Annotated in this window: 17 protein-coding genes, 1 tRNA gene, 1 pseudogene and 1 riboswitch; of the genes and pseudogenes, 14 read left to right on the top strand and 5 right to left on the bottom strand. The window is 69.0% G+C overall.

Annotated elements, in window-relative coordinates; all coding sequences use genetic code 11:
* Nucleotides 1–167: 167 nt before the first annotated feature.
* Nucleotides 168–1520 (bottom strand): Nramp family divalent metal transporter, encoded by a 1353-nt coding sequence (locus NPA30_RS13700; RefSeq protein WP_256803287.1) that lies wholly within the window; start codon nt 1518–1520, stop codon nt 168–170.
* A gap of 275 nt (nt 1521–1795) precedes the next feature.
* On the opposite strand from NPA30_RS13700, the gene mntR reads away from it, so the two are divergent.
* Nucleotides 1796–2251, top strand: coding sequence for a manganese-binding transcriptional regulator MntR (gene mntR / locus NPA30_RS13695; RefSeq protein WP_256803286.1), 456 nt, complete (start codon nt 1796–1798; stop codon nt 2249–2251).
* Between the two features lie 139 nt (nt 2252–2390).
* Here the strand turns inward: mntR and NPA30_RS13690 are convergent, their stop codons facing one another.
* Nucleotides 2391–2945, bottom strand: a complete 555-nt coding sequence (locus tag NPA30_RS13690) for a GcrA family cell cycle regulator (RefSeq protein WP_256803285.1) — start codon at nt 2943–2945, stop codon at nt 2391–2393.
* 508 nt (nt 2946–3453) lie between these two features.
* On the opposite strand from NPA30_RS13690, the gene NPA30_RS13685 reads away from it, so the two are divergent.
* The 5 genes from NPA30_RS13685 (at nt 3454) to NPA30_RS13665 (ending at nt 10710) form a co-directional block, all read left to right on the top strand.
* On the top strand, nt 3454–4662 hold the full coding sequence (locus NPA30_RS13685; protein ID WP_256803284.1) for an aspartate aminotransferase family protein: 1209 nt from the start codon (nt 3454–3456) through the stop codon (nt 4660–4662).
* 8 nt (nt 4663–4670) lie between these two features.
* A complete protein-coding gene (gene argF, locus NPA30_RS13680; protein ID WP_256803283.1) occupies nt 4671–5588 on the top strand; it encodes an ornithine carbamoyltransferase in 918 nt (305 codons plus the stop codon).
* Nucleotides 5585–6604 (top strand): Hsp33 family molecular chaperone, encoded by a 1020-nt coding sequence (locus NPA30_RS13675; protein ID WP_256803282.1) that lies wholly within the window; start codon nt 5585–5587, stop codon nt 6602–6604. Before argF ends, NPA30_RS13675 begins: the two co-directional genes overlap by 4 nt.
* A 120-nt stretch (nt 6605–6724) precedes the next feature.
* On the top strand, nt 6725–9340 hold the full coding sequence (mprF, locus tag NPA30_RS13670) for a bifunctional lysylphosphatidylglycerol flippase/synthetase MprF (RefSeq protein ID WP_256803281.1): 2616 nt from the start codon (nt 6725–6727) through the stop codon (nt 9338–9340).
* Entirely contained in the window at nt 9337–10710 is a 1374-nt protein-coding gene (locus NPA30_RS13665; protein WP_256803279.1) for a virulence factor family protein, read from the top strand. The genes mprF and NPA30_RS13665 overlap by 4 nt, the downstream gene beginning before the upstream one ends.
* A 23-nt stretch (nt 10711–10733) precedes the next feature.
* Here the strand turns inward: NPA30_RS13665 and apaG are convergent, their stop codons facing one another.
* Nucleotides 10734–11123, bottom strand: a complete 390-nt coding sequence (gene apaG, locus NPA30_RS13660) for a Co2+/Mg2+ efflux protein ApaG (RefSeq protein ID WP_256803277.1) — start codon at nt 11121–11123, stop codon at nt 10734–10736.
* 87 nt (nt 11124–11210) lie between these two features.
* Here apaG and NPA30_RS13655 point away from each other — a divergent pair, with 87 nt between their 5' ends.
* On the top strand, nt 11211–11816 hold the full coding sequence (locus NPA30_RS13655; protein ID WP_256803275.1) for a CDP-alcohol phosphatidyltransferase family protein: 606 nt from the start codon (nt 11211–11213) through the stop codon (nt 11814–11816).
* A 4-nt stretch (nt 11817–11820) separates the two neighbouring features.
* Here NPA30_RS13655 and NPA30_RS13650 read toward each other — a convergent pair whose 3' ends face one another.
* Nucleotides 11821–13014, bottom strand: coding sequence for an O-succinylhomoserine sulfhydrylase (locus NPA30_RS13650; protein WP_256803273.1), 1194 nt, complete (start codon nt 13012–13014; stop codon nt 11821–11823).
* A gap of 51 nt (nt 13015–13065) precedes the next feature.
* Nucleotides 13066–13143: riboswitch (SAM riboswitch) on the bottom strand.
* A gap of 76 nt (nt 13144–13219) precedes the next feature.
* Here NPA30_RS13650 and NPA30_RS13645 point away from each other — a divergent pair.
* The 5 genes and pseudogenes from NPA30_RS13645 (at nt 13220) to NPA30_RS13625 (ending at nt 17161) form a co-directional block, all read left to right on the top strand.
* Nucleotides 13220–14302, top strand: coding sequence for a 2'-deoxycytidine 5'-triphosphate deaminase (locus NPA30_RS13645; protein WP_256803272.1), 1083 nt, complete (start codon nt 13220–13222; stop codon nt 14300–14302).
* Nucleotides 14303–14394: 92 nt separating this feature from the next.
* Nucleotides 14395–14673 (top strand): annotated as a pseudogene (locus NPA30_RS19565) (MarR family winged helix-turn-helix transcriptional regulator); the annotation flags it as partial.
* Between the two features lie 213 nt (nt 14674–14886).
* A complete protein-coding gene (locus NPA30_RS13635; protein WP_256803601.1) occupies nt 14887–15576 on the top strand; it encodes a GNAT family N-acetyltransferase in 690 nt (229 codons plus the stop codon).
* A gap of 112 nt (nt 15577–15688) precedes the next feature.
* Nucleotides 15689–15763 (top strand) — tRNA-Gly (locus NPA30_RS13630).
* A gap of 192 nt (nt 15764–15955) precedes the next feature.
* A complete protein-coding gene (locus tag NPA30_RS13625) occupies nt 15956–17161 on the top strand; it encodes an AI-2E family transporter (protein WP_256803271.1) in 1206 nt (401 codons plus the stop codon).
* Here NPA30_RS13625 and NPA30_RS13620 read toward each other — a convergent pair.
* Nucleotides 17106–19040 (bottom strand): glycosyltransferase family 2 protein, encoded by a 1935-nt coding sequence (locus tag NPA30_RS13620; RefSeq protein ID WP_256803270.1) that lies wholly within the window; start codon nt 19038–19040, stop codon nt 17106–17108. The two genes, NPA30_RS13625 and NPA30_RS13620, sit on opposite strands and share 56 nt — an antisense overlap.
* Before the next feature lie 160 nt (nt 19041–19200).
* On the opposite strand from NPA30_RS13620, the gene NPA30_RS13615 reads away from it, so the two are divergent.
* Both NPA30_RS13615 and NPA30_RS13610 read left to right on the top strand, forming a co-directional pair.
* On the top strand, nt 19201–20037 hold the full coding sequence (locus NPA30_RS13615) for a transporter substrate-binding domain-containing protein (protein WP_256803269.1): 837 nt from the start codon (nt 19201–19203) through the stop codon (nt 20035–20037).
* 212 nt (nt 20038–20249) lie between these two features.
* Nucleotides 20250–21149: cache domain-containing protein (locus NPA30_RS13610; RefSeq protein WP_256803268.1), on the top strand; the 900-nt coding region annotated here is incomplete at its 3' end.

Here is a 21149-nt window from a genome sequence, read left to right as displayed (position 1 = left end):
GGCGTCGGCGCTGCATGTCTGCGCTCGGCCGCCGTCTTGGGACAGCGATGCTGGCTCCACAGCAAACGGAGCAAGCGCAGGAGCCTTCGGTGCTGGTACACTGAGCGACGTCCGACCCGTGATCTGCCGGTTGCAGCTGATCTCCCGCGCAGGCTGTGGCCGCGGCGTCAGCCGGCTATGGTGTCGATCAACAGCTTGACGTTCAGCACCACGATGATGGCGGCAACCAGCCAGGCCAGGATGGCGATGCCGCGCGAGATGGCGAAGCTGCCCATTACTCGCTTGTCCGAGACGAACTGCACCAGCGGGATCACCGCGAAGGGAAGCTGCATCGACAGGATCACCTGACTGAAGATCAGGAGCTCGGCCGTGCCGCTCTCGCCGTAGAGCGCCGTCACCACCACCACCGGGATGATGGCGATGCCGCGGGTGATCAGGCGGCGCATCCACTGCGGCAGGCGCAGTCGCAGGAAGCCCTCCATCACGATCTGGCCGGCGAGCGTGGCGGTGACGGTGGAGTTCATGCCGGACGCCAGGAGCGCGACCGCGAACAGCGTCGAGGCGATGCCGAGACCGAGCACCGGCGACAGCAGCTCGTAGGCCTGTTCGATCTCGGCCACGTCCGAATGTCCGCTTGTGTGGAAAGCCGCGGCGGCAACGATGAGGATCGCCGCGTTCACGAACAGCGCCAGCATCAACGCGATCGTGCTGTCGGTGGTGGCCCACTTGATCGCGTCGCGCTTGCCCTCGTCGGTTCGCTCATAGGCGCGCGTCTGCACGATCGAGGAGTGGAGGTAGAGATTGTGCGGCATCACCGTCGCGCCGAGAATGCCGATCGCGACATAGAGCATGTCCGGGTTGGTCACGATCTCCGACGTCGGGATGAAGCCGCCGAGCACCGCTGTCACCGGCGGCGCCGCCGCCACGATCTGGATGGCGAAGCAGACGGCAATCACCGTCAGGAGCGCGATCACGAACGCTTCGAGAAAGCGGAAGCCGCGCTGCATCAGAAGCAGCAGCAGGAACGCGTCGAGTGCGGTGATCAGCGCACCGGCGATCAGCGGAATGCCGAAGAGAAGCTTCAGCGCGATCGCCGTGCCGATGACCTCGGCAAGGTCGCAGGCGATGATCGCGGCCTCGCAGGCGATCCAGAGCAGAAGGTTGACCGGCCGGGGATAACGGTCCCGGCAGGCCTGAGCGAGGTCGCGTCCGCCGGCGATGCCGAGGCGGGCCGAGAGCGCCTGCAGGAGGATCGCCATCAGGTTGGACAGCATGATCACGGTGAGGAGCGTGTAGCCAAACTGGGAACCGCCGGCGAGATCGGTCGCCCAGTTGCCAGGATCCATGTAGCCGACCGACACGAGATAGCCGGGGCCGACGAAGGCGAGCAGCCGGCGGAACCAGGAGGCGCCCGCCGGCACGCGGACCGAGGCGTTGACCTCGGGCAGGCTCGGCCGGTCTCCCTCGGTGCGGGTCAGCGGCCAGTGCGGGTGCGAAGTTTCGGAAGCTGTGTCGGCCATGAACGGACCCGGGGGATGTTACGGGTGCTAATATGCACCGAAGCCAACATTATTCAATAGGCTATAATTCATGGGGTGAGCTGTCCAGCTGCGTCGGGGGCGCGCCGGCTGCGGCCGACCATCGGCCCAGACGAGACCCGGCGCGTCACGGCGGAATAGGCGAGGGGCGAGAACGGAAGCGATGACACCCGAAGGCCGTGCAAGGTGGCTGCGAAATCGAAGCCCGTGCTATACTTCCTCAGTCGACTTCCATCCACGCACGAGGATTGCCTGCAGTGCCCGCAACCCGACGCACCACCGTCCGCGACGAGCCGCTGCCGGATGCCGACATCCACTCGGAGGGCTTTCGGCAGGCGCGCGCGGCCCAGCGCGGGGCGCTGGTGGAGGACTATGTCGAGCTGATCGCCGACCTCATCGAGGACGGCAACGAGGCGCGGCAGGTGGATATCGCCGCGCGGCTGGGCGTGTCCCAGCCGACCGTCGCGAAGATGCTGACCCGGCTCTGCGCCGACGGTCTGATCTCGCGCAAGCCCTATCGCGGCGTCTTCCTGACGCCGGAGGGACAGAAGGTGGCGCAGTCGATCCGCGCCCGGCACCAGACCGTGGAAGCCTTTCTGCGCTGGCTCGGCGTCAGCGCCGAGACGGCCCGGATCGATGCGGAGGGAATCGAGCATTACGTCAGCGAGGAGACGCTCGAGGCGTTCCGGACGCTGATGGCCGAGCGGCGCTGAGGGGCGCGTCGCACCGGGCGCGTGTGGCACCCGGGCGAGATGCACCCGCGCCCGGCGGTCCCGAGGATCTCCGAATACGAAAGCGGCCGCAGCGCGGGAGGCGATGCGGCCGGCACGGGCGCGGCAGGGGCGATGCGCCTCAACGCATGCGGCGACGATCCGAGGCCGGTTGGAAGGCCATGCGGTTGTGGTAGGCGCAGTAGGGTGAGCCCTCACCGGAGTGATTGCCGCAGAAGCGGAAGTCCTCGGACAGCGGGTCGCCCAACGGCCACTTGCAGGTCCGCTCGGTGAGCTGGATCAGCGTCAGGTTGCGCGAGATTGGCACCACCTCGGCGCTCGGCGTCTCGATCACGATGTCGCTGACCGCATCGGCGACCGTCTCGAACTTCAGCGCGGTCGCACCGACGAGGCGTGGCATCGGGCGGGAGACCGTCTGGGCAACGGCCCGGGTCACCTCCACCGCCTGCTGGTCCTCGGCGCTGCGGATCTCGGCCGCCGCCGGCTTCTGCTTGACCGCCGCCGACGCCACCGCCGCCGGCGCCTTGGCACGGCTGTCGAGCTTCAGGCGATGGACCTTGCCGATGACGGCGTTGCGGCTGATTCCACCGCCCAACTGCGCGGCGATCTGACTGGCGCTGAGGCCTTCGCTCCACAGCCGCTTCAGGAGATCAACCCGTTCGTCGGTCCAGCTCATCAACAAGCTCCTTTTTTCCAAACACGCGGCCTGTTGGAATCCGTCCACGCTCTCCGGACCGGGGAGGTCCGCAGACGCTGCACACAAAATCTATTGGTCAACTAGGTCCGCCGCACGAAATCTAGTGTATGCGCAAAATTTACCTCAGCGGTGGACTCGTGTGCAAGAGTCGCTCCCGGTCGCGCGAATCGATTGTCGCGCTTTTCCCCAGCTTGTGGCTGCGGCGGTGAGCCTCGCGCAAGCTCCGGCAGCTACCGCGCGCGCCCCGGGCCGCGTTGACAACGCGGCGTGCGGCCGTGCTATAGCAACGCCTTCGAGCGCCGTTGCGTCACGGTCGGCTTGCCGCGCGCAGTACCCGCTCGAGGTCGATGATCGGCATGCGGCGGCGGCGGCGCCGTCGATCGCACGTCCCCACCCCAGGCCAGAATCGAAGCCTGCCCGACCGGCAGGCTTTACGCGTTTCAAGAACCGCCCGCTCCGGTGCGGGCCCACCACAAGGCGCATCGCCATGGCTACCGCAAGCAAGGACACCTCGCCCCTCTACGCCACCTATGCCCGGGCGAACCTGCGCGTTAAGCGAGGCGAGGGCGTGTGGCTCTACACCGAGGACGGCCGGCAGTTCCTCGATTTTTCCGGCGGCATCGCGGTCAACGTCCTCGGCCACGCCCACCCGCATCTCGTGGAGGCGCTGAAGGCGCAGGCCGAGACGCTGTGGCACGTGTCGAACATCTTCCAGATCCCGGGCCAGGAGCGTCTGGCCGAGCGGCTCACCGAGGCCACCTTCGCCGACAAGGTGTTCTTCACCAATTCCGGCGCCGAGGCGCTCGAATGCGCGATCAAGACCGCGCGGCGCTACCACTACGTCAACGGCAGGCCGGAGGCGTTCCGCCTGATCACCTTCGAGGGCGCCTTCCACGGCCGCACCCTCGCCACCATCGCGGCCGGCGGCCAGCCGAAATATCTCGAGGGCTTCGGACCCAAGGTCGAAGGCTTCGACCAGGTGCCGTTCGGCGACCTTGACGCGGTCAGGGCCGCCATCACCGACGCCACCGCCGGCATCCTGATCGAGCCGCTGCAGGGCGAGGGCGGCGTGCGGTCCACGTCGCCGGAGTTCATGCGGGCGCTGCGCAAGCTGTGCGACGAGCATGGGATCCTTCTCGTCCTCGACGAGGTGCAGACCGGCGTCGGACGCACCGGTCGGCTCTTCGCGCACGAGCATTTCGGTATCACGCCCGACATCATGGCGGTCGCCAAAGGCATCGGCGGCGGCTTCCCGCTCGGCGCCTGCCTTGCGACCGAGGCTGCGGCCGCCGGCATGACCGCCGGCACCCACGGCACGACCTATGGCGGCAACCCGCTGGCGATGGCCGTCGGCAACGCCGTTCTCGACGTCGTCCTCGCCGAGGGTTTCCTGGAGGGCGTGCGCGAGATCGCGCTGCAGTTCAAGCAGTCGCTCCAGTCGCTCGCGGAGCGCTTCCCGGAGGTCATCGAGGAGGCGCGCGGCGAGGGCCTGCTGCTCGGCCTCAAGGCTCGGGTGCCGAACACATCGCTGGTGGCCGAGATGCGCGAGCAGTCGATGCTGGCCGCGCCGGCCGGCGACAACGTGGTGCGCCTGTTGCCGCCGCTGAACGTGACGCCGGACGAGGTGCGCGAGGGCATGGAGCGGCTCGAGGCGGCAGTCGCCAACCTGTCGGGCGCCGCCCGCAAGAGCGCGTGAGACCCGGAATGCAGACAGCAAAGCACTTCCTGGATCTGTCCGCCGTCGATGCCGGCGAGCTGCGTGCGATCCTGACCGATGCCGCTCGGCGCAAGGGGGAGGGGCGCGAGGGCGCCCGTCCGCTCGCCGGCCGCATGCTCGCGATGATCTTCGAGAAGCCGTCCACCCGCACGCGCGTCTCCTTCGACGTCGCCATGCGCCAGCTCGGCGGCGAGACGCTGTTCCTGTCGGGCACGGAGATGCAGCTCGGCCGTTCGGAGACCATCGCCGACACGGCGCGTGTCCTGTCGCGTTACGTCGACGCGATCATGATCCGCACGACCTCGCACGACCGGCTGCTCGAGATGGCCGAATACGCCACCGTGCCGGTGATCAACGGTCTCAGCGACGACTCTCACCCCTGCCAGATCATGGCCGACCTGTTGACCTTCGAGGAGAAGCGCGGGCCGGTGAAGGGCAGGACCTTCGCCTGGACCGGCGATGGCAACAACGTCCTCAACTCGTTCATCGAGGCCTCCTGGCGCTTCGGCTTCGAACTGCGGGTGGCGACGCCGGAAGGCTCCGATCCCGATCCGCGCTACGTCGAGCGGGCGCGCGCCGAGGGCGCCCGGCTGCTGCTGACCGACGATCCGGTCGAGGCGGTCAGCGGCGCCGACTGCGTCGTCACCGACACCTGGGTCTCGATGGGCCGCGAGGATCAGGCGCGGGGCCACAACGTGTTCATGCCCTATCAGGTCAATGAGCGGCTGATGGCGAAGGCTTCGCCGGATGCGGTCTTCATGCACTGCCTGCCGGCCCACCGCGGCGAAGAGGTCACCGACGCGGTGCTGGACGGACCGCAGTCCATCGTCTTCGACGAAGCGGAGAACCGTCTGCACGCGCAGAAGTCGATCCTGGCATGGTGCTTCGACGGGATCGGACGATGAGCGATCTGTCCGGCAGCCTCGGCGAACTCGGCTTTGCTGGCGACGATGCGGTCGTTCCCTTTGCGGTCGAAGGTCTGGACGCGCGGGGCCGGGCCGTGCAGCTCGGCCCGATGCTCGACAGCATCCTGGCACGCCACGCCTATCCCGAGCCGGTCTCGCGCCTCCTTGCCGAAATGATCGTGCTGACGGTGCTGCTCGGCACCTCGCTCAAGTTTCAGGGAAAGTTCATCGCCCAGACGCAAACCGATGGGCCTGTTGATCTTCTGGTCGTCGACTTTTCCACGCCGTCGGACGTGCGAGCCTATGCCCGCTTCGACGAGGCCCGACTTGCCGCGGCGGTCGAGCGGGGGAAGACCGAGCCCGAGGATCTTCTCGGCAGCGGTGTCATGGCGCTCACCGTCGATCAGGGGGCGCACACCCAGCGCTACCAGGGCATCGTCGAACTCAACGGCACGACGCTGGAAGAAGTCGCCGAGGGCTATTTCCGCCAGTCCGAGCAGATCCCGACCACCGTGCGCCTCGCGGTCGCCAGGATCGCGCGGCGCGAGGAGACGGGCGGGTTCCGTGAGAGCTGGCGTGCCGGCGGCCTCGTCGCGCAGTTCCTGCCCGAGGCGCCCGAGCGCATGCGGTTGCCCGACCTGCCGGGCGGCGACCTGCCGGAGGGCGTGGAAGCCTTCGAATTCGAGCCGGACGACGCCTGGCTCGAGGTCCGGGCGCTGGTCGACACGATCGAGGATTCCGAACTCGCCGATCCGGAGGTCGGGGTCGAGCGGCTGCTCTTCCGCCTGTTCCACGAACGCGGGGTGCGGGTCTTCCCCTCGGACGAAGTCCGGGACGAGTGCTCCTGCTCGCGCGAGCGGATCAAGGAGGTGCTTTCGAGCTTCACCGCGACCGAGATCGAGGAGAGCATCGAGGATGGGCGGATCGAGGTGACCTGCGAATTCTGCGGGCAAGCCTATGAGTTCGAGCCGTCGGAGTTCGATCCCGAGGGTGAAGGTCCCGCCGAAGAAGCTTAAATTTCGGCAAGGTGGCGCTGCGGCGGGGGTGCCGCCAAGTTTCGTCACAATTCGGCAGGCTTTCGGGATCATCAGGACCGACGGCGGCCCTCGACGGCCGCAGTTCCGGGCAGTGATCCGATGACTTCGTCCAGCTCCGTTACCGCGCAAGGTGGCCGCTCGTCGCCCGGCCTGCTGCGCATCGTCTTCGCCTTCCTGCTGCGTTACCGCGCCGCCCTCGTCGCCTTCATCACGCTCTTCATGCTGCTGATGATCGGCGTGGCCATCGGCGGATTGACGCAGGAACTTCGCTATCACGACGTCGTCCACGCTCTGCGGCATACGCCCTGGAGTGCGGTCGTGCTGGCCATGCTCTTCACCGCCGGGAGCTTCGCGGCGCTGTCGTTCTACGATGTCTCGGCGATCCGCTTCGCCGGCGCGAAGCTGCCTTATCCGCTCGTCGCGATCACCGCCTTCAGCGCCTACGCGGTGGGCAACATCGCCGGCTTCGGCCCGCTGAGCGGTGGCGCGATCCGCTATCGGCTCTACACGCGCTTCGGCATCGCCCCGGAGGACGTCGGCCGCATCATCGCCTTCGTGACCGGCGCCTTCGGTCTCGGCCTCGCCGTCACCACCGGCGTCAGCCTGCTGATCGTGGCCCCGGAGGTCGCCGCGCCGCTCGACTTGCCGGCCGTGGCGCTGCGGCTGGCGGGCGTCGCGGCGCTCCTGCCGGTCGGGCTTCTGCTGGTGGTGGCGCGGCGCTCGCGCGTCTTGCGCCTCTGGCGCCTGCACGTTCCGCTGCCCGAGCCGGGCCTGCTCCTGCGCCAGATCGTTATCACTTCGGCCGATATCCTGGCTGCGTCGGCCGTCCTCTACGTGCTCCTGCCGGACGGCGCGTTGAGCTTCCCGGCCTTCGTCGCGATCTATGCCGTCGCCATCGGGCTCGGGGTCGTGTCGCACGTCCCGGGCGGCGTCGGCGTCTTCGAGACCGTTATCCTCGCGACCGTCGGCCAGACCCTGCCGCTCGGCGGCGTGCTCGGCGCGCTGGTGCTCTACCGCATCGTCTACTACGTGCTGCCGCTCGTCGTCGCGGCCGCGCTGGTCGGGGCGATCGAGGCCCGGCAGATCGCGCGCGGCCCCGCGGGCGCGGCGCTCCGGCGCGCCGGCAGCCGGCTGTCGGCGCCGCTGCTCTCGACCCTGACGCTCGTGCTCGGTGGCATGCTGATCCTGTCCGGCGTCACGCCGACGCCGCACCAGCATCTCGACCTCCTCTCCGATCTCCTGCCGCTGCCGATCCTGGAGGGCGCGCACTTTCTCGCCAGCCTCCTCGGGCTCGTGATGCTCGTCGTTTCGCGGGGCCTGTCGCAGCGCCTCGACGGGGCGTGGTGGGCGGCGGTGAGCGCTGCCTCGGCCGCGCTGGTGCTGACTCTCGCCAAGGCCATCGCGCTCTACGAGGCGGCCTTCCTCGTCGCACTGCTGCTGACGCTGGTCGCCACGCGCCGCGACTTCGACCGGCCGGCTTCGCTCCTGCGCCAGGCGCTCAGCCCGCAGTGGCTGCTGGCCGTCGCCATCGTTCTCGTCAGTGCCGCGACGGTGCTCTTCTTCGTCTATCGTGACGTCGAGTATTCGAACGAGCTGTGGTGGCAGTTCGAGTTCTCGGCCGAGGCGCCGCGCAGCCTGCGGGCGCTGCTCGGCGTCGTCGTCGGAGGCGGTCTCGTCGCCGGCTGGAGCCTCCTGCGCCCGGCGCTCCTCGCCGTCGCCCCGCCGGATCGCGCGGCGCTCGACCGGGCCGTCGCCATCGCCGAAGCGCATGGCCTCGCCGACGCCAATCTCGTGCGGATGGGCGACAAGAGCCTGATCTTCTCCGAGGACGGCGACGCCTTCATCATGTTCGCCCGGCAGAACCGCTCCTGGGTGGCGCTGTTCGATCCGATCGGTCCGCGCGAGACCTGGCCGAACCTCATCTGGCGCTTCGTCGAGGAGGCTCGGGCCGGCGGCGGTCGCGCGATCTTCTACCAGGTGACGCCGGCCGCGCTGTCGATCTATGCCGACGCCGGCATGCGGGCCTACAAGCTCGGCGAGAGCGCCTCGGTGGACCTGCCGGCGTTCAGCCTGAAGGGCGGGCGCAGCGCCAACCTGCGCAACGCCCTGAACCGCGGTGAGCGTGACGGCCTCACCTTCGAGATGGTGCCCGCCGACGCCGTCGCGCCCATCCTGCCTGAACTCGCGGCGGTCTCGGACGCGTGGCTGGAGCATCGCGAGGTGCGCGAGAAGGGCTTCTCGCTCGGCGCCTTCCGCTCCGACTACGTGACCTCGCAGCCGGTCGCCCTGATCCGTCACCACGGGGAGGCGGTCGCGTTCGCCACGCTGCTCGTCGCGGGCAACCGGGAGGAGATGTCGGTCGACCTGATGCGCTTTCGTCCGGGCGCGCCAAACGGCACGATGGAATACCTGTTCGTGCAGCTGATCACCCATGCCCGGGACAGCGGCTACAGGCGCTTCGACCTCGGCATGGCGCCGCTCGCCGGCTTGTCGGACCGGGCCGTGGCGCCGGCCTGGGACCGCATCGGGCGCATCGTCTTCGAACGGGGCGAGCGCTTCTACAACTTCCGCGGCCTGCGGGCGTTCAAGGCGAAGTTCTCGCCGCAGTGGGAACCGCGCTACCTCGTGGTCTCCAGCGGGCTCAATCCCGCCGTTGCGCTCGCCGACGTGACCATGCTGATCGGCGGCGGCCTGCGCGGAGTGCTCGGCAAATGAAGATTCTCCTGGCCGCGACGGCGTTCGCCGCAGCGTTCTCCACGTTCGCTCTCGCGCCGGCCGTGGCCGACGACTACGACACCGGCCTCATCCCGTCGCCGAAGATCCTGTTGCCGCAGAGCGCACCGAAGGCGGCCGTGGTGCTGATCTCGGACAGCGACGGCTGGGGCGCGGCCGACGACGGCGCCGCCGCCACGCTCGTCGGGGCCGGGGACGTGGTGATCGGCATCGATCTGCCGTCCTACCTGAAGTCGATCGAGGCCGACGACGGCGACTGCACCTACCTCGTGTCGGACATCGAGAGCCTCAGCCAGCAGACCCAGCGGGAGGTGGGCGGCTCGGCCTACCATCTGCCGGTCGTCGCCGGCCGCGGCGCCGGCGGCACGCTGGCGCTGCAGATCGCGGCGCAGACGCCGGCCGCCACGATCGGCGCGACAGTGGCGGTCGACCCGGACGTCGTCCTGCCCCTGTCGAAGGAGCTCTGCACCGACGCCGCGCACGAGAAGACGCCGGCAGGCTGGGTCTACCAGCTGAGCGACGAGGATCTTCCCGATCCTGTCACGGTCGCCTTCACGCCCGCCGGGGCGCCTGACGCGCGGGCCCATGTCGACGCCCTGAAGTCCGCCCATCCCGCGATCGCCATCGAGGCGGCGACCGAGGCGCCGGATGCCGCGCTGCTGAGGCTGGTCGAGCGCGAGGCGGCGGCCTCACAGGCGACGAATGCGAGCTTCGACCTGCCGATCACCGAACTCGACGCGACGCCGACGCGCGACACCATGGCTGTCATCATCTCCGGCGACGGCGGTTGGCGCGACCTCGACAAGGAGGTCGGGGGTTATCTGCAGGGCGAGGGCGTGCCGGTGATCGGCGTCGATTCGCTGCGCTACTTCTGGTCCGAGCGCACGCCGGAACAGACGGCGGCGGATCTCTCGCGCATCATCGAGACCTACCGCAAGCGCTGGCACGTTCGCCACGTCCTCCTCGCCGGCTATTCGTTCGGCGCCGACGTGCTGCCCGCCGTCTACGCCGAGCTCAATCCCGCGATCCGCCAGCGCGTCGTGCAGCTGTCGCTGATGGCGCTGTCGGAGACCGCGGACTGGGAGGTGTCGGTGTCCGGCTGGCTCGGCGTCGACACCGGCGGGACACCGACGCTCCCGCCGCTGGGCAAGATCGACCCGAAGCTCGTCCAGTGCGTCTACGGGACGGAAGAGGACGACAGCGCGTGCCCGGCGTTGAAGGGCAAGGCCGAGGTCATCGCCATCGAAGGCGGCCATCATTTCGACGAAGACTATGACGCGCTCGGCGCGAAGGTCCTCTCGGGGCTCGACCGGCGGCTCAGCGCGGCGCCGGGCAAGGTGGCGACGGAGTAGGGCGCCGTCGCCTGCGTCGAAGTTCAGTTCAGAACCCGCTCGCCCGCCGGCAGATCGAGGGAGAAGGCAGGGATCGTCACTTCGAATGTCCCGCCCTCGGCCTCCATCTCGTAGTGCCCGCGCATGATGCCCGATGGCGTGCCGAGCGGGCACCCCGAGGTGTAGGTGTAGCTGTCGCCCGGCTCCAGCACCGGCTGCTCGCCGACGACGCCAGGGCCTTCCACCTCCTGCACTCGGCCGAGGCCATCGGTGATGTGCCAGTGGCGTGATCGGAGTTGAACGGTCAGGCCGCTGCCGTTTTCGATCTCCACCGTGTATGCCCAGACCCAGCGTGACTTCTCCGCGTCGGAGTGCTCCTCCAGGAAGCGGGGCGTCACCGTCACGGTGATGTCGTGGGTGGTGGTCCTGTACATCGAGCAGTCGAGCCTTAGCGGGTCTGGTCGAATGCTATCGGGGAGCGATGCGTCGCGGTCAATGCCGCGGGCGAGCAAGGAGACGGCGTGCTGGACGGGACATTGAAGCCGCACATCGATCCTGCGCTCGACCGCGTGGCGCGGGGTCTGGCGGCAGCCGGTTGCACGGCCGACGGTGTGACGGTCGCCGCACTCGTCGTCGGGCTCGCGGCGGCGCTCGCCATCGCCTGCGGATATCCGGTGCTGGGACTGGCGCTGCTTCTCCTGTCGCGCATCGCCGACGGGCTCGACGGGGCGCTCGCCCGCACGACCCGGCCGACCGACCGCGGCGGCTTTCTCGACATCGTCTTCGACTACGTCTTCTACGGGGCGATCCCGCTCGCCTTCGCCGTCCTCGACCCGCTGGCCAATGCGCTCCCCGCAGCCGTGCTCCTGATGAGCTTCTACGCCAACGGGGCGAGCTTTCTCGCCTTCGCCATCATGGCCGAGAAGCGCCAGGTGCGTGCCGAACTGCGGGGCAAGAAGTCGCTCTACTTCTCGACCGGGCTCGCCGAGGCCAGCGAGACGATCGCCGCCTTCGTCCTGTTCTGCGTCTTTCCGCAGCACTTCGCGGCGATCGCATACGTCTTCGCCGCGATGTGCTTCTGGACGTTTGCAGCGCGGGTGGCGCTCGCCGTCCGGGTCTTCGCCTGATCCGTCAGACCGCGGCGAGCGCCGCCTCCAGATCCTCCAGGAGGTCTTCGACATCCTCGAGGCCGGCCGACAGGCGCAGGAGGCCATCGCCGATGCCCAGCTCGGCCCGCACCTCCGGGGCAAGGTTCTTGTGCGTGGTGGTCGCCGGATGGGTGATGAGGCTCTTGGCGTCGCCGAGATTGTTGGAAATCTTGATCACCTCGAGCGCGTTCGAGAAGCGGAAGGCTGCGTCCTTGCCGCCGGAAAGCTCGAAGGCGACGAGCGTCGATCCGGCGCCCATCTGCCGGCGCGCGATCGCATGGTCGGGATGGTCCTCGCGGCCGGGGTAGAGCACCCGGGCGATCTTGCCTGATCCCGCCAGGTGATCGGCGATCCGCGCCGCGCTGTCGGTCTGCGCCCGCACCCGCAGGGGCAGCGTCTCGAGGCCCTTCAGCAGCGTCCAGGCGTTGAACGGCGAGAGCGACGGGCCGGTATGGCGGAAATAGTCGTGAAGGTTCTCGTCGATCCAGTCCTTCGAGGAGAGGATGACGCCTCCGAGGCAGCGGCCCTGGCCGTCGATGTGCTTGGTGGCCGAGTAGATCACCACGTCCGCGCCGAGCGTCAGCGGCTTCTGCCAGATCGGCGTCGCGAAGACGTTGTCGACCACGAGCCTGGCGCCGACGGAATGCACGATCTCGGCGACGGCGGCGATGTCGATCACCTCCAGCGTCGGATTGGTCGGGCTCTCCAGGAAGGCAACCTTGGTGTTCGGGCGCAGCGCCGCCCGCCACTGGTCGAGGTCGCGCCCGTCGACGAAGGTCGATTCGACGCCGGCGCGGCCGAGCACGGTCTCGATCACGTAGCGACAGGAGCCGAACAAGGCGCGGGCGGCGACGATGTGGTCGCCGGCCTTCACCTGGCACTGCAGCGCGGCCGCGACGGCGGCCATGCCGGACGCGGTGGCGCGCGCATCCTCGGCACCCTCGAGCAGCATCATGCGCTCCTCGAACATGCGGGTCGTCGGGTTGGAGTAGCGCGAGTAGATGAAGCCCGGCTCGTCGCCCTTGAAGCGGGCCTCGGCGGCCTCGGCGGTGTCGTAGACGAAGCCCTGGGTCAGGAAGAGCGCCTCGGAGGTTTCCCCGAAGCCGGACCGCATCGTGCCGCCATGGACCATCGCCGTTGCCGGCCGCAAAGCTCGCTTGCCCGTCGTGTCGCTCATCGTCGTCGCCTCGATCCAAAACAAAAACCGGCCGTGCGCTGCCGCAAAGCCGGTTGTCGGATCGCGGCCCTTTAGCGAGTTGTTTAACGTGGCTGCAAGCCGGCCGGCCAAATCACCACGATCCCGCTGCCATACGCCCGCTGTGGACAGGCGTCAATTCTCTGGTACAGCAGCGCCGAGGGCCAACGGGAAGCTTCTGCGCGCAATGACCAACGGAATCCTGCCGGACCGGGAAATCGCGGCGCTGTTCGAGACGGGCGCGATCGCCGCGCCGCGACCGCGCGACGGCGACCAGATCCAGCCGGCGAGCCTCGACCTGCGGCTCGGCGCGACCGCCTATCGCGTGCGGGCGAGCTTCCTGCCGGGGCAGGGGCAGCCGGTGCAGGCCAAGCTCGACCGGTTCGGGCTGCACGCCATCGACCTGACCTCCGGCGCCGTGCTGGAGACCGGCTGCGTCTATCTCGTGCCGCTGCTCGAAAGCCTCGCGCTGCCGGCCGACCTTTCGGCGGCGGCCAACCCGAAGAGCTCGACCGGCCGGCTGGACGTCTTCACCCGCGTCATCACCGACGGCGCACAGGAGTTCGACAAGATCCCCCAGGGCTATAAGGGGCCGCTCTATATCGAGATCAGTCCACGCACCTTCCCGGTCGTGGTGCGCACCGGCTCGCGTCTCAACCAGATCCGCTTCCGGCGCGGCATGGCAGGGCTCGACGAGGCGGCGCTGCTGGCGCTCAACGCGGCCGAGCGGCTGGTCGATCGCGACGATGCCAACATCTCGGGCGGCGGCGTCGCCCTGTCGATCGACCTTGCAGGCGACGCCAGCGGTCTCGTCGGCTATCGCGGCAAGCGTCACACCGGCGTCGTCGATGTCGACCGGCGCGGCGCCTATGCCGTCGCCGAGTTCTGGGAGCCGATCCATCGCAGCGGCGCGGGCGAGCTCGTGCTCGATCCGGACGAGTTCTACATTCTCGTCTCGAAGGAAGCGGTGCACGTGCCGCCGGACTTCGCCGCCGAGATGACTCCGTTCGATCCCCTCGTCGGCGAGTTCCGCGTGCACTATGCCGGCTTCTTCGATCCCGGCTTCGGGCATTCCAAGGCCGGCGGCACCGGCAGCCGGGCCGTTCTGGAGGTGCGCAGCCACGAGGTGCCGTTCATCCTTGAGGATGGCCAGATCGTCGGCCGGCTAGCCTACGAGCAGATGGCAGCACCGCCCGGACGCCTGTACGGCGCCGACCTTGCCTCGAACTACCAGGCGCAGGGCCTGAAGCTCTCCAAGCACTTCGTGTGACGCCTCCAACACGTGCGGCGAAAACGCACTTTTAGCGATAAACATGCGCAGTTATATAACTCTGTATGTTAAGTGATGCGCGAGGTTCCTGAGTGGTCGACGACATCGTGCGCAGCCTCGGGCTGCTATGTCTTGGGACGCGGCTGAAGCGCATCGGCGACCGGCTGCAGGCCGACACCGACGCGATCATCGGACGGAGCGGCCTCACGGTCGCGGCCAGCCAGTATCCCTATCTTGCTGCCATGGACCGGCTGGGGCCCTTGACGGTCGGCGATCTCGCGCAGGCCGTCGGCGTCAGCCAGCCCGGTGCGACGCGCAGCGTCAACGTTCTGATGCGCGACGGTCTCGTCGCGGCCGAGGCGGGCGAAGGCGACCTGCGCCGCAAGATCCTCCGGCTCACCGAAGCGGGCCGGCGGGCGGTCGAGATCGGCCGGCTTCGGGTCTGGCCCCAGATCGAGGCGGCCGTCGCGGACCTCTGCACTGGTCTGAGCGGCCCGCTGCTGGACCAGCTCGCGGGGCTCGAGGATGCATTGCAGGACGCTCCGCTGACGCGGCGCGGAGGGTTGCCAGACGCCGGCTCCAGGATGCCTGAGGCCGTCCTGGCCGGCCTTGCACGGCCGATCTGGACTTCGTTGACGACGCGGCACGCGGCTCTCGCCGAGGGCGGCCCGTCAGCGCTGCGCTACCGGCCGGAGACGAGCCTGTTTGCCGCGACGCCCGACGACGAACCCGAGCAGCTGAGCGCGCTCGCCGCACTCGCCGCGCCCGGCGAGGAGATGCTCGTGCTGCGGGAGGCCGAGGCGCCCTTGCCGGCGGACCTGACGCTCCTCTCCGGTGCGAGCGTGGTGCAGATGCTGGCCGAGGACGCCGTCCCGATCGTCGAGGACGCGCGGATCGAGCGGCTGGGCGCGATGGACGCGGCGGAAATGCTGGCGCTCGCGGAGGCGACGAAGCCCGGTCCCTTCACGCTGCGGTCGCAGGACCTCGGGCCGTTCTGGGGCATCCGCTCGGAGGGACGGCTGGTCGCCATGGCCGGGACGCGGATGGCGATCCCGGGCGCGACCGAACTCAGCGGCCTCTGCACCCGGCCGGACATGCAGGGGCGCGGCCTCGGTCAGCTGATGCTGAGGTTCGTGGCGGGCCGGATCTCAAGCCGGGGCGAGCGCGTGTTCCTGCACGTCTTTGCCAGCAATACCCGAGCGATCGCCCTCTACGAAACGCTCGGCTTCCGCCGGACGCGGCAGTTCGAGGTGCTGCGGCTGCGGCGCGAGTGACGCCGGCAGCGGCCCTGTCGGGCAGCGCTTGCCGCATCGGCTGGCCACGTCGGGCACCGGCGTGAGCGCGCTTGCGCGGACCCTCGGCCTCCTATAGGAATTCCGGCACGGCGCGGGTGTAGTTCAGTGGTAGAACGCAAGCTTCCCAAGCTTGATGTCGTGGGTTCGATCCCCATCGCCCGCTCCAGCCGCCCAAGGCCCGACAACGGGACGTGGCGGGATCCGGATCGATCATCGGTCGAACGCCGCCGGACGCGATGCCGCTGCGGCATCGGCGAACTGCCGCTCCCGCGTTTCGAAGGCTTGCGTTTTCCCTCGCATGTGCCGACTTCTTAACGTGAATTTGCGATAGAAGCGCGTGCACAGCGTGGACGACGGGATGAACGAGCGCGCAAGACCGGGCGGCGAAGCGAGATTCATGGGCGGCGCGAGCGTGCGCGCACCGCTGGTGACGCCGCTGTCGGCGGCCCGCTGGCTGCTGGTGCTCGTGCTCGCCGCCGGGGTCTACTTCTTTCACAGCTTCCTCGTGCCCGTGCTGGCCGCTCTGGTCATCGGCTTCGCCAGCTGGCCGCTCTACCGGCGCCTGCTCGAGATGGTCGGCGGCCGGCGCACGCTCGGCGCGGCGGTGGCGCTGATCCTCATCGTCGCCGGCCTCGTGCTGCCGATTTCGCTCGCCATCACCTATGCGGTCGGCGAGTCCCGCCTCTGGGTGGCCTGGGCGAGCCAGGTCAACCGGTTCGGCGAGCCGGTGCCGCACTGGCTGGCCGCCCTGCCCATCGGCGGCGACTGGCTGTCGGAGCGCTGGATGGAGGCGGTGGGCCGGCCGGGCGCGCTCGGCGATCTCGTGCAGCTGGTCAGCGGCGAGAATATCGCCGGCATCTACCGCATCCTTCTGGCCGCCGGCAGCGGCGCCTTCGAGCTGCTGCTCGGGCTCCTGTTCATGCTGATCGCGCTGTTCTTCGTCTATCGCGACGGCGCCAACTTCGCGGCGCAGATCGACCGCCTCGGCGAGCGCATCCTGCCGAGCCACTGGCAGGGCTTCTCGCGTGTCGTGCCCGCCACGATCAGCTCCACCGTCACCGGCATGGGGCTGATCGCGATCGGCGAGGGCGTCGTGCTCGGCTGTGCCTATTTCCTCGCCGGCGTGCCGTCGCCGGTGACGCTCGGCGTGATCACCGGCTTCATGGCGCTGATACCGGGTGGCGCACCGCTCTCCTTCACGCTGGTGTCGCTCTACCTCGTCGGCAGCGGGTCGCTCGCCGCCGGGATCGGCCTCTTCGCGTGGGGTGCCGTCGAGCTCTTCATCGTCGACAAGACGCTGCGCCCCCGCCTCGTCGGCGGGCCGATCAAGCTGCCGTTCCTGCCGACGTTCTTCGGCCTGGTCGGCGGAGTGAAGACGATGGGCCTGCTCGGCCTGTTCATCGGACCGGTCCTGATGGCGCTGATCGTGGCGATCTGGCGCGAGTGGATGCGCGAGCTGCAGGAGAGTGAGGCGCGCGCGCTCGCCGAGGGGCAGTTCCGGCGCGCGGTCAGCGAGCCGTTGCCACCGGAGCCGCTGGAGACGTCGCGGGTCGCCAGTCGGTGACGACGGGGGTGTGCGGCGTCTTCTCCCAGCGATGCGGCGCCCGCACGAGTTGCCACAGGGCGCGCAGCGTGGCGCAGCTCGTCAGCAGCCAGTAGGCGTGCATCCAGATCAGCCGGCGCGCCAGCGGGCGCTCCTGCGGTTCGAGGCTCCGCCACGCGAGCAGCGCAAAGCCGAGCGTGCCGCCGACGACATTCCAGATGTCGAGCGCATAGAGCAGCGACAGGATCAGTCCCGGTGCTCCGTGGCGCAGGATGTCGAACGTGGCCCAGGCCACGGCGAAGGCGAAGAACAGGTGTGCGGCGCCCGCCACCAGCATCCCGAGAAACAGGAACTGGAACACGGCAAAGCCCTCCGGCCCGAGGTCGCGCAGGAGTCGCAGCGGACTGCGCATGTGGACGAGCCAGGTCTGCATCCAGCCTTTCATCCATCGCATCCGCTGCGGAAACCAGACGCGCCGGCTGGTCGGAGCATCCTCGAGCGTCGGGCAGTCGATGGTGCCCGTGCGGTAGCCGCGTCGGTGCAGCCGCATGCCGAGATCGGCGTCCTCGGTGACGTTGTGGCTGTCCCAGCCGCCGACCGACACCAGCGCCTCGCGACGGAAGTGGTTCGACGTGCCGCCGAGCGGCAGTGGCAGCCGATGCCGCGCCAGCCAGGGAAGAAGGCCGCGGAAGAGCGCCGCGTATTCGAGCGCGAAGAGGCCGGTAAGCCAGTTCGATGCGCCGTTGCCGATCACCAGCGGCGCCTGCAGGCAGGCAAGGCCGGCGTCCGCCGATCGGAAGCGCTGCCATGCCTGCAGCAGCTGGTCGGGATGCGGCCGGTCCTCGGCATCGTAGAGGACCACGAACTCGCCGCGAACGAGCGGAAGGGCGAAGTTCAGCGCCTTCGGCTTCGTCCGTGGCTCCGAAGGTGGCACCTGGATCACCCGCACGCCGTGATGCCCTTCGCTCGCGCGCTGCGCCGCGGCGACGGTCGCGCGGTCGTCGGCCTCGCAGACGAGAAGGATCTCGCGACGCGAGCGCGGCCAGGACAAGGTGTTCAACGCTTCGACGAGCGGCATGACCATGTGCGCCTCGTCGCGCAGCGGCACCAGGATCGAATACACCGGAAACAGCGGTCGCTCCGACGCTTCGGAGCACGACGGACGCTCGACCCCGCGGTCGATCAGCGCCGCCCAGCGCAGGAGAACGCAGCCGAAGAAGACGAGGCTGGTCGCCGCGTGGAGGCTCACCCATAGCCCGGGCCAGGTGACGGCACAGGCCACCAATGCACTGATCAGCAGACCCGCGCACAGGCCCTGGTGACCCGTCGCCACGGTGCGCGCCGAGGCCTCAGGGTCGCTTGCGGCAAGGCTGAGACGGGCGCGCTCGGCGCGCTCGCCAAGGTCGCGCGCCTCCTCGCGCGTCAGCAGCGCGCCAACCGCCGCCACCCGCGCGAGCGACCTGAGGCTTGGCGCCGCAGCCAGATGGTCGGCGACCAGCGGCAGGCTCTCGAGCGTCGGGAGGATGAAGAGCTTGCGGCGAAAGCCCCTCGAGCAGGTCGCGACGAGGCGGGCGGCCGAAGGACCCGAGCCGAGGCGGTGCTCGCCGACGATGACGTCGTCATCCCCCGGGCCGTCCAGCGGGAGCTGCAGGGCGCGCGCCATCGCTTCGGCAAGAGCTCCGGCGTCGACCACCCCTTGCGCGAGGAGTTCGGTTGCGGCATCGGTGCCGAGACGGTCGGCGCGCAGGCATGCGGCCGCGATGTCGGCGGGGGCAAGATCGAGGTGCCGAAGCGCGCGGGCGATGGCGTCGGTGCCGTCGAGGGGTGCAGCCGGGATGCGCGGGGAGGGCCCCTGGTCCAGGCCGAAGGGGTCGAGCGGCGGCGCGTCGGCGATGCGCACGGGCTCAGGCTCGCGGAGAGCATGCGGTTCATGCAGGGGGGCAGCGACTTGCAGCGACACGGGTGGTGCATCCTTCGTCAGACACCACTCGCGCCGCCGAGTGTGACCTAAGGTTGCAGAACCGTTCGCTGCCCGAAACGAACTAGAAGAGGTAATTTTCGTGCCCTGGTTGCGTCGCCTCCTCTTTGCCATCGGATGTCTGGTGTGCGGCGTCGCCGCGGCTCAGAGCATCGCCACGCCAAACTTTGCCGATCAGCACCAGCGGCTCACCAAACCGGATCTTGCATCGCGCGAGCGTATCCGGTTCCTGACGAGCACCGACTTTCCGCCGTTCAGCTTTCTGGACGTGCGCGGCCGCCTGGGTGGCTTCAACGTCGATCTGGTGCGAGCCATCTGCGACGAACTCGGCCTTTCCGACCGCTGCCAGATCGAGGCGATGCCGTTCGACCAGCTCGTTCCGGCCCTGCTCAGCGGGCAGGGGGACGCGATCATCGCGGGGATCGCGATGACGCCGGTGAACCACGCCCAGCTGGCATTCACCGAGCCGTATTTCCGCTACCCGGCCCGTTTCGTGACACGGCGCGACCATGGGCTTGCCGAGCCGCTCGCCGTCAGCCTGCGCGGGCGCAAGGTCGCCGTCGTGGATGGAAGCGCACACGCCGCGATGCTTGCCTCGTTCTTTCCGGACGCCGTCGCGGTGGCGTTTCCCGACCGGGCGCGGGCCCTCGAAGCGATGACCGCCGGCGCCGCGGACGCCTTTTTCGGCGATGGCGTCGGGCTGTCCTTCTGGCTGGCGAGCAGCGCCGCGGGCGACTGCTGTGCCTTTGCCGGAGGGCCCTTCCTGTCCGACCGCTATCTCGGCGAAGGGCAGGCGATCGCCGTGGCGCCCGACGACCGGGATCTCGTCCAAGCCTTCGACTACGCCATCGTGCAGGCGGTCGAGCACAAGCGCATGTCCGAACTGCTGCTGCGGTACTTCCCGATCAGCGCCTTCTGAGCGATGCCGGAGACCGCCTGCTGCGAGCCACGTTCGCCGCTCGTTAACCCTGATTGGCGATTGCATGGAACTTTACGCCACCAACGCCCTGGTTGCGCGAAAATTTAAGTCCCGCCGTGGACACTCGGCATCCTGACCTTGCCCGATCGACCGGCCGACCTGATCGCCGGCGCTCGAGCGATCTGGTTCATCGTATTGCTGAAGGCGCCCACATGCTGAAGAACGTTTCCTTTCCTGCCAAGATCTCAGTCATGGTGCTGGGCAGCCTGGCGATCCTGACGATATTCTTTGCCGCGATCGCTTACGTCGTCCTGTCTGAAGAGGGCACGCGAAGGGCCGTCGACCGGCAGGAAGTCAACATGCGCGTGGCGTGGGACGTGCTCGGCGCCTACGGCGATACCTTCCGCCTGCAGGACGGCAAGATCTATGTCGGCAGCGCGGCGCTGAACGACGACAACGGGCCCGTGGACAAGATCAAGGATCTGGTGGGCGGCACCGCCACCGTCTTCATGGGCGACACGCGCGTCGCGACCAACGTGAAGAAGCCGGACGGCAGCCGCGCCGTCGGCACCAAGCTCGCGCCGGGTCCGGTCTATGACTCGGTCCTGAAGGACGGCAAGCCGTTCCGCGGCAAGGCGGACATCCTCGGGACCGCCTATTTCACCGCCTACGATCCGATCAAGGACGCCAGCGGCAAGACGATCGGCATCCTCTATACCGGCGTCAAGCGCGACGACTTCTTCCAGTCGGTCAACACCCTCCAGATCCAGATGGGCCTGACCGCGGCGGTCGTGGCGGTCATCCTCGGCGCGGCCGCGCTGTTCCTGTCGCGGCGGATCTTCGCACCGCTGCGCACGCTGACCGGCACCATCGCGGCGGTCGCCGGCCGCCGTACGGACGTGCCGGTCGAAGGGACCGAGCGCAAGGACGAGATCGGCCAGATCGCCCGGGCCGTCGACAACATGCGCGAGAGCCTCGCCGCATCCGACCGCCTGGAGGCCGAAGCCAAGGCGGCGCGCGAGGCGCAGACGGCCGAGCGGGAGCGCCAGATGGCGGCCGAGCATGCCAAGGCGGAGGAGCTGTCGGCCTTCGTGCACGACATCGAGACGGGC

Source organism: Mangrovibrevibacter kandeliae (assembly GCF_024519155.1).
Lineage (GTDB): Bacteria > Pseudomonadota > Alphaproteobacteria > Rhizobiales > Rhizobiaceae > Mangrovibrevibacter > Mangrovibrevibacter kandeliae.
This window is presented reverse-complemented; position numbering and strand designations above follow the sequence as displayed.

Bases quoted from the DNA above. Each gene is read 5' to 3' on its own strand.
- NPA30_RS13700 (WP_256803287.1), bottom strand. From the start codon at position 1,520: ATGGCCGACACAGCTTCCGAAACTTCGCACCCGCACTGGCCGCTGACC.
- NPA30_RS13690 (WP_256803285.1), bottom strand. From the start codon at position 2,945: ATGAGCTGGACCGACGAACGGGTTGATCTCCTGAAGCGGCTGTGGAGC.
- NPA30_RS13685 (WP_256803284.1), top strand. From the start codon at position 3,454: ATGGCTACCGCAAGCAAGGACACCTCGCCCCTCTACGCCACCTATGCC.
- argF (WP_256803283.1), top strand. From the start codon at position 4,671: ATGCAGACAGCAAAGCACTTCCTGGATCTGTCCGCCGTCGATGCCGGC.
- NPA30_RS13675 (WP_256803282.1), top strand. From the start codon at position 5,585: ATGAGCGATCTGTCCGGCAGCCTCGGCGAACTCGGCTTTGCTGGCGAC.
- mprF (WP_256803281.1), top strand. From the start codon at position 6,725: ATGACTTCGTCCAGCTCCGTTACCGCGCAAGGTGGCCGCTCGTCGCCC.
- NPA30_RS13665 (WP_256803279.1), top strand. From the start codon at position 9,337: ATGAAGATTCTCCTGGCCGCGACGGCGTTCGCCGCAGCGTTCTCCACG.
- apaG (WP_256803277.1), bottom strand. From the start codon at position 11,123: ATGTACAGGACCACCACCCACGACATCACCGTGACGGTGACGCCCCGC.
- NPA30_RS13650 (WP_256803273.1), bottom strand. From the start codon at position 13,014: ATGAGCGACACGACGGGCAAGCGAGCTTTGCGGCCGGCAACGGCGATG.
- NPA30_RS13645 (WP_256803272.1), top strand. From the start codon at position 13,220: ATGACCAACGGAATCCTGCCGGACCGGGAAATCGCGGCGCTGTTCGAG.
- NPA30_RS13635 (WP_256803601.1), top strand. From the start codon at position 14,887: ATGCCTGAGGCCGTCCTGGCCGGCCTTGCACGGCCGATCTGGACTTCG.
- NPA30_RS13625 (WP_256803271.1), top strand. From the start codon at position 15,956: ATGAACGAGCGCGCAAGACCGGGCGGCGAAGCGAGATTCATGGGCGGC.